We start from the raw sequence: 11,313 nt of genomic DNA on the forward strand, positions 1-11,313 counted from the left end.
CAACGGCGGATTTCCGCAGCCTGTCGACTACCGTGACGAGGTGCCCGACGCCCCGCTTCCCGTCCGCGACGGCCTCAACCCGACGCGGCTGAGGATGCCGGACGACGGCGCGTGGCCCACCGTGCTCGAGTACCTGGTCGCACGTTTTCCGCACGACGAGACCCGCCTCCGCGAGAAGGTCGCCACAGCGGAAGTCGTCGACGAGCGCGGGCAGCCGATCACCGAGGACACCCCGTTCGCCCCCCGCAGATTCGTGTACCTGTACCGGGATCCGCCGGTCGAGAAGCGGGTCCCGTTCGAGATCGAGATCCTGCACCGCGACGAGGATCTCCTCGTCGTGGACAAGCCTCACTTCCTGGCCAGCACCCCGCGCGGCGCGTACATCGCCGAGTCGGCGCTGGTCCGGTTGCGCCGAGACCTCGACCTCCCGGAACTGACACCCGCGCACCGGCTCGACCGGTTGACCGCCGGGGTGCTGATCTTCACGGTGCGGCGGGAGGTCCGGCGCGACTACCAGTCGCTGTTCGACCAGCGCCGGGTGGTCAAGGAATACGAGGCGGTCGCGCGTTACGACCCCGATCTCCCGCTACCCGCCACCGTCCGCAGTCGAATCGTCAAGGAGCGGGGCGTCCTGAAGGCGTACGAGGTGGACGGTCCCGCCAACAGCGAGAGCCGCATCGAACTCCTCGAGGTCGACGGCGACGCGGCCCGGTACCGGCTGCTGCCGCACACCGGCAAGACGCACCAGTTACGGCTGCACATGAGTTCGCTGGGTATCCCGATCCACGGCGACAACTTCTATCCCGACTTCTACGACGTTGCCGCCGACGACTATTCGACGCCGCTGCGGCTGCTGGCCCGGTCCGTCGAGTTCGTCGACCCCTACTCCGGCGTCACGCGACGCTTCGCGAGCGTCCGGAGCCTCGACTGGCCGAGCTGACCTCGGATTCTTTCCCCCGGCCCGCTCAGCCGGAAGGATGGTGACATGAGTACCGCGACGTCCGTCTCCGAAGTGGAACGCAAGTACGAGGCCGGTTCGGAGCAGCAGATACCCAGCCTCTCGGGACTGCCCGGTGTGGACGGCGAACCTCTGCTCGACTCGATCCAGCTGTCCGCCCTGTACTACGACACGGGCGAACTCCTGCTGCTCCGCGCCGGAATCACCCTCCGCCGCCGGGAGGGCGGCGACGACGCCGGCTGGCACCTGAAGATCCCGGCAGGTGCGGACGAGCGGACCGAGCTGCAGCTGGCGCCCGACGCCGAGCTCCCCGAGACGGAAGTGCCCCGGGAATTCGCGGAACTGCTCACGGCCGTCACCCGCGGCGCCGCCCTGAACCCGGTTGCGCTCATCAGCACCGACCGCGAACGGCAGCGGCTCGTGGACGCGGCGGGGACGACGCTCGCCGAGGTCGTCTCGGACGTCGTGATCGCCGCCGTCCCCGAGACGAGGACCGGATCCGACGAGCGGGTGTGGCGCGAGATCGAAGTGGAGCTCGGGGCCGGAGACCGAAACCTGTTCGACGCCATCGACTCCCGGCTGACGGACGCCGGGATAGCCCGGTCGGACGCGCCGTCGAAGTTGCGGCGGGCGCTCGGCGAGGCGGTGACCGGCACCCCGCGCCCCGCGCGCAGGAAGAAGGGGTCCACTCCCCGGACACTGCTACTGGAGTATCTGGCGGCGCAGAAGGATTCTCTCGTGACGGCCGACCTCGGCGTGCGGCGCAACCTCGAGGAGTCCGTCCACGACCTCCGGGTCTCGGCCCGGCGTATCCGGAGTGTCCTCCAGGTGTACGGGTCCAGCCTGCGTGACCAGGAAACGGTCGACGAGTTGATCGTCGAACTCCGCTGGGTCGGTCAGGCCCTCGGCTCGGCGCGGGACACCGAGGTGCAGTGGAGCCGGCTCGTGGATCGGCTGGGCGGCGCCGAGGAAATACCCGACCGCGAGGTCGTGCGGGCGCGCCTCGACGAATACTTCTCGGGACTCGCCGCGACGGCCCGGCCCGCGGCCCTGGCCGCCCTCAACTCCCAGCGCTACCTCGACCTGCTCGCCGGGCTCGACACATTCCTCGTCGCCGTCGAGGCGTCCGGGGACGGCGGCCCGTCGAAGAAGGCCGTGACGAAATCCCTGCGCACCTTGTCGAAGTCCGTCCGTAAGCGCGTGCGGAAGACTGCGGCCGCGACCACCCGGGCCGAGCGCGATGAACTGACACACCGAGCGCGCAAGCGCGCCAAACGAATGCGCTATGCGATCGAGGCGACGCGGTCGCTGGCACCGAAAGCCTCCGACCGCGCTCAGACGAAGTTCAAGGGCTTTCAGGACGTGCTCGGCGAATACCAGGACGCGGTCGTCGCACGGGACCACATCCTCGCGATGGTCGCGGAGGATCAGCACTCCGCCGAGTCGAGCCTGGGCCTCGGAATGCTCTTGCAACGTGAGCTCGATCGCGGCGACACCCTGACGCCGCTGGTGAAACCCGAGTGGAAGACCGCGAGGAAGGCGGCCCGAAAAGTCTGGAAGTAGGGCACAGTCGGGGAGTACCCAACAGCGTGAGCGAAGGGAGCCAGACGTGAGCACACCCGCCAGTCATTCCGTCGTCGTCGGCCTGGACGGATCCGACGCCTCCACCGCCGCCGCCCTGTGGGGCGCCGCAGTCGCGTCGAAGTGGGGTGCCACGCTGTCCCTCGTGCACGCACTGCCACAGGACGGTCCGCTGTACAGCCCCGCTGCGATCATGCTGGAGTCGCAGTTCCTCAGTCAGCTGCGTGAGGACGGTGAGGCCATCATCGGGACGGCGAAGCGGCTGCTGGGACCGAAGTTCCCCGGTCTGGAAATCGAGACGACCATCAGTCCCGGTCCGGCGGGCACCGCACTGCTCGAGGCCGCCGACTGGGCGCGGTTGATCGTGCTCGGATCCACGGGAACGGGAGCGATCCGATCGGTGCTGCTCGGCTCGACGGCGCTGCACGTCGTCAACCGCGCACCCTGCCCGGTGACCGTTCTCCGGGGTGAAGTCACCACACCCGACCAGCGTCCGGTTGTCGTCGGGGTCGACGGAAGCGACCTCAGCCGCGACGCGGTGGCCCACGCATTCGAGTACGCGTCGTTCTTCGAGGCGCCGCTGAGCGCCGTCCACACGTGGCAGGGCTCCCCCACGCTCGGCGCGGGCGGCACCGGCATGCTCGTCGACTGGGACGCCGTGAAGCAGGAAGAAGAGGCGCTGCTCTCCGAGGCCCTCGCGGGCGAATCGGAACGATACCCGGACGTGTCTGTGACCAGGGTGGCCGAACAGGGCGCCGCAGCCGACGTCCTCCTGCGGCATGCGGGGGACGCTCAGCTGATCGTCGTCGGCAGCCACGGCCGGGGACCGTGGCTCGGCGCATTGATGGGCTCGACGAGCCAGAATCTGCTCCACCACGCGAAATGTCCGGTCATGATCTGCCGGAGCGAGTGACTGTCGCCCGAAGCTAGGCGATGCTCGTCCCCACCAGCTGGCCGATTCCGTACGTGACGATCATCGCGAGTGCCCCGCCCAGCACGACGCGGAGCACTGCCCGGGTGCGCTGTGCGCCGCCGAGAGCCGCGCTCACGGTGCCCGTGAGCGCCAGCGCGACCAGCACCGCGACGAACGCCACCGGAATGCGCAGGTGCACAGGCGGTAGGAGAATCGCCAGCAACGGGATCAGGGCGCCGAGCGTGAAGGACAGCGCCGAGGACCCGGCGGCCTGCCAGGGGTTGGTCAGATCGTCCGGGTCGATGCCCAGTTCGACGTCCACGTGGGCGGCGAACGCATCGTGATCGGTGAGTTCGCGCGCGACCGTCCGGGCGGTGTCGTCACTCAGCCCCTTGGCCTCGTACATCGCGACGAGTTCCTCGAATTCGGCGTCGGGGGTCTCGGTGAGTTCGCGCCGTTCTTTCGACAGCAGCGCGCGTTCGGTATCGCGCTGGGTGCTCACCGAGACATATTCGCCCAGCGCCATCGACACCGCGCCGGCCGCGAGACCCGCGAATCCGGCGGTGAATATTGCCGCTCGCTCGGTGGTTGCCGCGGCCACGCCGACCACCAGCCCGGCGGTCGACACGATGCCGTCGTCGGCGCCGAGGACACCGGCCCGCAACCAGTTGAGGCGGCTCGCCAGACTGGGTGCGTGCGGCTCGTCGGGATGCCCCGAGGGCTCGGCCCGCTCGGCGTTCTCTGCTGACATGCGTTCAGGCTAAGGCGAAAAGGCCTGGTCGGATAGCCAGGCTAGGCTGCGCTCGGCCGGGGTGAACCGTTTCCCCGCACACCGAAACCAAGCAGTTGCTAGGTTAGGGACGCTCGTCCCTCACACGCTTGGAGTTCCTCATGGCGACACCCGCCACCAGCACCCCCCGACGTCGTTGCGCCGCACTCGTCACGGGCGGCACCGGCGGCATCGGCTCCGCCATCGCACGGCAACTCGCAGCCCTCGGCCACGACGTGGCCATCACCTACCGATCCAATGCCGACGTCGCCGCGGACCTCGTCGGCGAACTGGAAGGCCGCGGCGTCGGAGCGCAGGCGTTCTCCGCCGACCTCACCGACCAGCCCCGCGTCGCGAGTGTCGTCAAGCAGACCGTCGAGCACTTCGGCGGCATCGGCATCCTCGTTCACGCCGCGGGACCGCACATTCCGATGATCCACCTGTCCGAGGTCGCTCCCCGGGACTACGCCGAACACCTCGAACAGGAGGCCGTCGCCTTCTTCACCGTCGTCAAGGCCGCCCTGCCCGCGCTGCGGGAGGCGTCCGGATCCGTCGTCGCGGTCACGACCGCGGCCACCAGCCGATTCCCGGTGCGCGACGGACTGTCGCCGGGCACGAAGGGCGCAATCGAACAGCTGGTCAAAGGATTCGCCGCCGAGGAGGGCCGCTACGGCGTCCGCTTCAACTCGGTCGGCCCGGGAATGCTCACCGACGGCATGGCCGAGCGGCTGATCAGCTCCGAAGAACTCGATCAGCGCGCACTCGACGCCGCCACGAGCCGGATACCGTTACGCCGATTCGGCACCGCCGTCGATGTCGCCGAGGCGGTCTGTTTCCTCGCGAGCGACCGGGCCGGGTTCGTCACCGGACAGAAGCTCGACGTCGACGGCGGATACACGGTGTGATCACCGGCCATGTGTAATGGACGCGTATGACTGACGCCGAAGACGCCCGCCCGACGCCCCGCAGGCGTCGTGTCGAATGGGTGATCGGCGGCCTCCTCGTCGTCGTGCTCACGGTGGAGATCGTCCTCATCTGGCCGGACCTCTCGGAGAGCGTCCAGAACCTCGGCGACCTCCACTGGGGATGGGTGGCCGCCGCCGTCGTGGCGTCGCTGGCGTCGATGTCCAGTTTCGCCCGCGTCCAGCGCTGCCTGCTGGGCGTCGCGGATGTGCACGTCAGACAGCGGCAGTCCCTCGCGGTGACGTTCGCCTCCAATTCGATGAGCGTGACACTGCCCGGCGGCCCCGTTCTGGCGACGACGTTCACGTACCGGCAGACGCGCCTATGGGGTGCATCACCGGTGGTCGCGACGTGGCAACTGGTGATGGCCGGCGTCCTCCAGGCGATCGGCCTGGCGCTCGTCGGACTGGCGGGCGCACTGCTCGTCGGGGCGAAGACCAACCCGTTCTCGCTGATCTTCACGTTCGGCGGCCTGTGCGCGTTCCTGGTGGTGGCCCAGTACGCCGCATCGCGACCCGACGCCCTCGAGGGTGTCGGCATCACCGCGCTGCGCGGATTCAACAGACTTCGAAAGAAGCCTCCCCTGAACGGTGTTCGCCAGTGGAAGCACATCGTGAACCAGATGAGCGCCGTCCGGATGGATCGCCGCGACACGGCCCGCGCGTTCGGGTGGTCGCTGTTCAACTGGATCGCCGACGCCTCGTGCCTCGCCTTCGCGTGCTACGCGGTCGGCGCACATCCCGGGTTCGCCGGACTCGCCGTCGCGTACGCGGCGGGCAACGCCGCGGGGTCGGCCATCCCGCTCCTGCCCGCAGGACTCGGTGTCATGGACGCGGTGCTCGTCCCCGCACTGACCGCCAGCGGAATGACCGGTGCCGAAGCGGTATCCGCGATCGTCGTCTACCGGCTGGTCAGCTTCCTGCTCATGGCCGCCATCGGCTGGATCGTCTTCGCGGCACGTTTCCGGGGCGCGCAACAGCAGGGCGAGGAGGGCCCGGACCTCGAACCGCTGTGGCGTCGCGGCATGTGAATACCTCCCGCTGAGAGAGAAACCCGGGCCGACTCGGCCGGCGACGGCCCTACGGTCGAGCCGTGACGGAACCGGAAACACGTGAGAAGCAGGTTGTCGTCGTCACCGGCGCGGCCTCGGGAATCGGGGCGGGGATCGCCCGGCACGCGCACGCCCGCGGTATGACCGTGGTGCTCGCCGACATCGACACGGCCGCACTGGACCGTCTGGCCGCGGACCTGGGCGGAGCCGCCCTCACGTGCGCAACGGACGTCGCGGACTCCGGGTCCGTCCACGCCCTGGCCGATCTCGCGTTCGACTCGTTCGGCCGGGTGGACCTGCTGTTCAACAACGCCGGAATCATGCGCGCCGGGTTCCTGTGGCAACTCGGCGAATCCGACTGGGACGCCGCCCTCGGTGTCAACGTCACGGGTGTCGTCAACGGGATCCGGGCGTTCGTTCCGCGCATGATCGACCAGGGCGACGGCCGCGTCGTCAACACGGCGTCGGTCGGTGGATTCGCGCCCGGTCCGATGATGTCGCCGTACAGCGCATCGAAATTCGCGGTCGTCGCGATCACCGAGTGCCTGCAGATGGAGTTGAGCATGGTCGGCGCCCCCGTGTCCGCGAGCGTGCTCGCGCCGGGGCCCGTCGTCACGTCCGTGTTCGACAACCCGTTCGGGGCAATCTCTCATCCGGCCGTCGACCGGATGGTCGCGCAGATGCGCGAACTGCTGGGCACCGACGGACTCGACACCGACACGTTCGCCGAGTTGGTCTTCGCAGGCATCGATCGGGGCGACTTCTGGCTCGCACCGCAGGGTGAGCACCTCGACGCCATGGTGCGCCAGCACACCGCCACCATCCTCGAGCGGCGAGAACCGGTGATCCGGCAGTCGTTTCGCTGAGCGCGCGAACTAGCCGCCGAGGCGCCGGAACACGAGACGGACCGCGAGCCCGAGGTGAGCCATCACCTCGTCCACCGAGATGCGGCCGGCGACCCAGGACACCAGGCTCGACATCCAGACGTCGCCGATCACGCGGATGGCGTTCAGCTGGTCGTCGGAGATCTGCTCGACGCCGATGGTCTTGGCGAACATCTCGGTCATCAGGGCGCCGAACGCATCCAGTTCGGCCGAAGCCGACGCGTCCGCGAACATGAACGCCCGCACCAGCGCCTCGTAGCGGGGCCGGTCCTTCTCGAGGACTTCCGTGTTCTTCCGGAGGACGAACAGGATCCGCTCGGACGGCGTGTCCCCCGGGATCGCGACGTCCTCGAACCGGGACCGCATCCCCTCGAACACCATCAACAGGCCCATCACCAGCATGTGGTTCTTCGACGGGAAGTAGCGGTACACGGTGCCCAGCGCGACTCCGGCCCGATCGGCGATGGCCCGCATCTGCACGGCGTCGTACCCGCCCTCGGAGGCGAGTTCCATCGCCGCGGCGACGATCCGCTGGTAACGCTCCCGCTGCGGGGCCTTGGCCCCCCGCGAGGGCAGCTGCCCGTTGCGAAGCAACGACAGTAGTCCGTCGCGGCCCGCTGTCAGCGGCTCTTCAGCACTGCTCATGGACGTCAGCCTAGCGACAGTCACCTCGGTGTCGTCCGGCGACGGCACCGGTTCCGGTCGTCACGATGTCCGGATTGCGTGGGCCTCCCCCGGATAGACTCGCCTCGACCGCCGGAGGTTTCCCGTGCCCAGAGTTCATGTCGGACCCGAGGATCGTGTGATCCGGCTGCGCGACGGACGCCTGATGGGTTTCGCGGAGTACGGCGACCCCGGTGGATTCACCGTCGTGAACGCGCACGGCGGACTCGCCGGCCGCCTCGACGTCGCGGCCGCCGACCGGAGTGCTCGCGACGCGGGCATCCGTCTCCTGTCCCCCGACCGTCCCGGGATCGGACTGTCGGATCCGCAGCCGGGCCGGACGGTCCTCGACTGGGCCCGGGACGTCGAAGACCTCGCGAATCACCTCGGTGTCGGCCGTTTCGGTGTCATGGGGTGGTCGATGGGCGGACAGTACGCGCTCGCGGTGGGCTCTAGGGTCGCGTCGCGCGTGACCAGTGTCGCGGTGATCGCCGGTGCCCTGCCCCTCACCGAATCCGGGGTGTTCGCCCAGCTTCCCGCCGGGGACCGCGCGTTCACCCGGCTGTCCCAGCACGCCCCGCTGGTGGCGCGGAGCTGCTTTCGCGTCATGGGCGCCGTTGCGCTGCGTGCTCCGCGGCTGTTCCGGCGACTCGGCGCCCGCGACCTCGGTGCTGCGGACGCGGCCGTTCTCCGCTCCGAGCCCGTCCGGAACTTCTCGCTCATGTCCGGTGAGGCACTCCGGACGGCCCCCGGGATGGTGGAGGACTACCGCGCGTGGATGCGGCCGTGGGGGTTCGCGCCCGAGGATCTGACCGTGCCGGTCGACGTCTGGGGTGGAAGCGACGACGAACTCGTGCCCACGCACTGGCCGCCCGCGCTCGCCCGCCGAATTCCCGGTGCCACGCTGAACATCCGCACCGGTGGCCATTTCATGGCTCACCTGCACTACCGCGAGATCCTCGGCACCCTGCGGCAGCGCTCGGAGGGCTAGGTCGCTGCCGCCAGCTTGTCGAGCCATTCCCGCATCAGGAGCAGTTCGCCGGCGCTCAGCCCGGACCGCCCCGCATCGGCGTCGAGGGCGCGTGCGAGCGCGTCCGCCTTCTCGACCACCTCTCGGGAGGCCTCCGACCTCACAGCGTCGGGTGCCGGCCGGATCAGCCCGGCGATCACGTTGTCCCGCAGTTCCCGTGACAGGGAGAGGTCGGCCCGGCCCTCCGGCTGAGCGATGAGGTGCAGGGTCATGCCGACGTTCGCCGCCACGAATTGTCCGGCGGCGACTGCCGGCGTCACCCGCAGGCGGCCCTGCTGCGCGATCTCGGTCAGCAACTCGAGGAGCTTCGCCGCGGCGACGGAGGTCACCGCACACGGCTCCCCCGGGGCGATCCGGCCGTACAACAGAACGTAGAACGAGGGATTGTCGAGCCCGTAGCGGACGTGATCGTCCCAGCCGTGCCGCAGATCGTCGACCGGGTCGTCCTCTCGCCGATTCGTGCCCCGGATGTACTGGCCGAACCCGTACTCCACGACCGCGTCGAACAGGCCCTGTTTGCTGCCGAAGTGGTGGTACAGCGTCGGGGCCTGAACGCCGGCGAGGTCGCAGACGGCCCGGGTGGACACGGGCTTGCCTTTGGCCTCGTCGAGCAGTTGGGCCGCCGCCTTCAGCAGACGGTCCCGGGCGTTACCGGCCACACTCCTTGTTGTCACACCGCTATGCTACTTCTATAGCGTTGCTATACACGCCGTACTGCCTCACCCGGCAGGGACAGGGAGAACCCCATGAGTACCACCACGACACCCGAGATCGTCTCGCGCTACTTTCGGGCAGCCGACGCAGGAGATCTCGATGCGCTCACAGCCTGCTTCACCGAAAACGGGGCCGTGACCGACGAAGGCCGGACCGTCCGAGGGCGCGACGGCATCCGGCAATGGCGCAGGGACCTCGAATCGAAGTTCACCTACACGGTCGAGGTGACCGGAACGGAGACGGTTGCCGACGACAGCTACGTGGTCACCACCACGGTGGACGGTAATTTCCCCGGAAGCCCGGTGGAACTGAAGTACGAGTTCGTTCTCAGCGACGGCCTCGTCGACACACTGCGGATCGCGCCCTAGCCATGCGGGACAACGAAAAAACTCCGCTGTCGACGTTCTCGACAACGGAGCTTCGGTGAATCGTGGTGGCCAGGGCCGGGATCGAACCGGCGACCTTCCGCTTTTCAGGCGGACGCTCGTACCAACTGAGCTACCTGGCCGGACGGCACCCGAACCGAATGCCTATCGCATTGTGTTGCCGATACTCGGTATCGGCAACACACTTGCGACCCTGACGGGACTCGAACCCGCGACCTCCGCCGTGACAGGGCGGCGCGCTAACCAACTGCGCCACAGGGCCTTGCTTGTCCTGCTGTGCTTTACAAGTGTAAAGCGTTACTGCGTGTCACTTTTACTGCCGTCGAACCATACCGCATGCTCGACACCGGTCAAACGTACCCCCTACGGGATTCGAACCCGCGCTACCGCCTTGAAAGGGCGGCGTCCTAGGCCGCTAGACGAAGGGGGCCCGCCGGATTTCTCCGAACCAGTACCTCAACGGCGTTCCGTTGGGAGCTTGGATAGCTTAGGACACGGATCGAGAATTTCCCAAATCGCCAGGTCAGACTACGAATCGGGCAGTTCCGAACCGGAATCCGGCCATCCTTCCCTCGCGAACTTCTCCCACCATTCGGGTGAAGCCATCGCTTCGAGGATCACTTCGAGCGATTCCGCGAACCGCTCGCCGAGGTCACCCTCCAGTGCCGTCATGTCGGACATGTACCGCTGGCCGGCGAGAGACGCCGCCAGGACCCGGGTGAACTTCTCGGGGTCGGCGTCGGCGCGCAGCAGACCGTCGCGCTGAGCGCGGATCGCGAACTCGTGCGCGGCGCGCCCCCACACCTGCGAGCCGCCGGACTGCACGTCCGGATAGAACTCGGGTTCGACGATCAGCCGGAACTCGGCCCGCACGATGACGCTGGAATGGAAGAGCTTCGCCAGGTCGATCACGAAACCGTGGAGGGCTTCGAACGGCCCGATGTCCGTGCGACTCGTCCACCTGTCGGTCAGGGCGGTGAATTGCTCCACTCCGGATTGAAGGACGGCACGGGCGAGTTCCTCCTTCGATTGGAAGTGGAAGTACATCGCCCCCTTGGTGGCGTTCGAGCCCTCGAGGATCGTGTTGACCGACGCCGCCGCATAGCCGCGCTTCGCGAACTCGATCGCGGCCGACTCCACCAGCGCAGCGCGAGTGCGTCGCGCACGCTCCTGCTGACGTGCCATGACGGTGAATCCCTCTCCCAGATGTAGTAACCCCGCTTTTCGCCCGTCCGGGACGAGCGTGGAGCCATACATAACAGTATCCCCGTTTTGAAAGAACCGACAGAGCAGTCTGTAGATCATGGAAACTTCTCAGAAACCAACCCGAAGACCTTTATGGAGTTGAAACCGGACCGCTGCCGAAAACACACCAAGTGGTATAATTTGGGTCGGCTCGGG

12 protein-coding genes and 3 tRNA genes are annotated in these 11,313 nt (G+C 68.1%); 8 read left to right on the plus strand and 7 right to left on the minus strand.

Translation table 11 applies throughout. The annotated features are described in order from the left end of the window. Positions 1-40: 40 nt before the first annotated feature. Genes ACNJ7E_RS05650 through ACNJ7E_RS05660 form a run of 3 tightly spaced genes read left to right on the plus strand, consistent with a single transcriptional unit; the run spans position 41 to position 3,452 of the window. Positions 41-940, plus strand: a complete 900-nt coding sequence (locus tag ACNJ7E_RS05650) for a pseudouridine synthase (protein ID WP_418339346.1) — start codon at positions 41-43, stop codon at positions 938-940. A gap of 45 nt (positions 941-985) precedes the next feature. Next, positions 986-2,521, plus strand: a complete 1,536-nt coding sequence (locus ACNJ7E_RS05655) for a CYTH and CHAD domain-containing protein (RefSeq protein WP_418339347.1) — start codon at positions 986-988, stop codon at positions 2,519-2,521. A 46-nt stretch (positions 2,522-2,567) separates the two neighbouring features. Continuing rightward, positions 2,568-3,452 (plus strand): universal stress protein, encoded by an 885-nt coding sequence (locus tag ACNJ7E_RS05660; RefSeq protein ID WP_280778682.1) that lies wholly within the window; start codon positions 2,568-2,570, stop codon positions 3,450-3,452. 13 nt (positions 3,453-3,465) lie between these two features. Here the strand turns inward: ACNJ7E_RS05660 and ACNJ7E_RS05665 are convergent, their stop codons facing one another. Further along, positions 3,466-4,203, minus strand: a complete 738-nt coding sequence (locus ACNJ7E_RS05665) for a VIT1/CCC1 transporter family protein (protein ID WP_280778683.1) — start codon at positions 4,201-4,203, stop codon at positions 3,466-3,468. A 140-nt stretch (positions 4,204-4,343) separates the two neighbouring features. Between ACNJ7E_RS05665 and ACNJ7E_RS05670 the strand changes: the two genes are divergently transcribed. From ACNJ7E_RS05670 to ACNJ7E_RS05680, 3 genes are all read left to right on the plus strand, one after another. After that, positions 4,344-5,126, plus strand: a complete 783-nt coding sequence (locus tag ACNJ7E_RS05670) for an SDR family NAD(P)-dependent oxidoreductase (RefSeq protein ID WP_280778684.1) — start codon at positions 4,344-4,346, stop codon at positions 5,124-5,126. Positions 5,127-5,152: 26 nt separating this feature from the next. Next, a complete protein-coding gene (locus tag ACNJ7E_RS05675; RefSeq protein WP_418339348.1) occupies positions 5,153-6,214 on the plus strand; it encodes a lysylphosphatidylglycerol synthase transmembrane domain-containing protein in 1,062 nt (353 codons plus the stop codon). 62 nt (positions 6,215-6,276) lie between these two features. After that, positions 6,277-7,101 carry an SDR family oxidoreductase gene (locus ACNJ7E_RS05680; RefSeq protein WP_418339349.1) on the plus strand — a complete coding sequence of 275 codons (825 nt, stop codon included), beginning with the start codon at positions 6,277-6,279 and terminating at the stop codon, positions 7,099-7,101. A 9-nt stretch (positions 7,102-7,110) separates the two neighbouring features. Here ACNJ7E_RS05680 and ACNJ7E_RS05685 read toward each other — a convergent pair whose 3' ends face one another. Then, positions 7,111-7,764 (minus strand): TetR family transcriptional regulator, encoded by a 654-nt coding sequence (locus ACNJ7E_RS05685; RefSeq protein WP_128970053.1) that lies wholly within the window; start codon positions 7,762-7,764, stop codon positions 7,111-7,113. 157 nt (positions 7,765-7,921) lie between these two features. On the opposite strand from ACNJ7E_RS05685, the gene ACNJ7E_RS05690 reads away from it, so the two are divergent. Further along, a complete protein-coding gene (locus tag ACNJ7E_RS05690; RefSeq protein WP_418339470.1) occupies positions 7,922-8,773 on the plus strand; it encodes an alpha/beta fold hydrolase in 852 nt (283 codons plus the stop codon). Here ACNJ7E_RS05690 and ACNJ7E_RS05695 read toward each other — a convergent pair. After that, on the minus strand, positions 8,770-9,486 hold the full coding sequence (locus ACNJ7E_RS05695; RefSeq protein WP_418339350.1) for a TetR/AcrR family transcriptional regulator: 717 nt from the start codon (positions 9,484-9,486) through the stop codon (positions 8,770-8,772). The two genes, ACNJ7E_RS05690 and ACNJ7E_RS05695, sit on opposite strands and share 4 nt — an antisense overlap. Positions 9,487-9,558: 72 nt before the next feature. Between ACNJ7E_RS05695 and ACNJ7E_RS05700 the strand changes: the two genes are divergently transcribed. Beyond that, entirely contained in the window at positions 9,559-9,894 is a 336-nt protein-coding gene (locus ACNJ7E_RS05700; protein ID WP_280778690.1) for a nuclear transport factor 2 family protein, read from the plus strand. Between the two features lie 63 nt (positions 9,895-9,957). Here the strand turns inward: ACNJ7E_RS05700 and ACNJ7E_RS05705 are convergent. From ACNJ7E_RS05705 to ACNJ7E_RS05720, 4 genes are all read right to left on the minus strand, one after another. Then, positions 9,958-10,034, minus strand: a tRNA-Phe gene (locus ACNJ7E_RS05705). Between the two features lie 66 nt (positions 10,035-10,100). Then, positions 10,101-10,174: transfer RNA gene (locus tag ACNJ7E_RS05710), tRNA-Asp, on the minus strand. 95 nt (positions 10,175-10,269) lie between these two features. Then, positions 10,270-10,342: transfer RNA gene (locus tag ACNJ7E_RS05715), tRNA-Glu, on the minus strand. A 98-nt stretch (positions 10,343-10,440) separates the two neighbouring features. Further along, entirely contained in the window at positions 10,441-11,097 is a 657-nt protein-coding gene (locus tag ACNJ7E_RS05720) for a TetR/AcrR family transcriptional regulator (protein WP_280778691.1), read from the minus strand. Between the last annotated feature and the right edge of the window lie 216 nt (positions 11,098-11,313).

The organism is Rhodococcus mengyinensis (genome assembly GCF_048381435.1).
Lineage (GTDB): Bacteria > Actinomycetota > Actinomycetes > Mycobacteriales > Mycobacteriaceae > Rhodococcus_F > Rhodococcus_F opacus_D.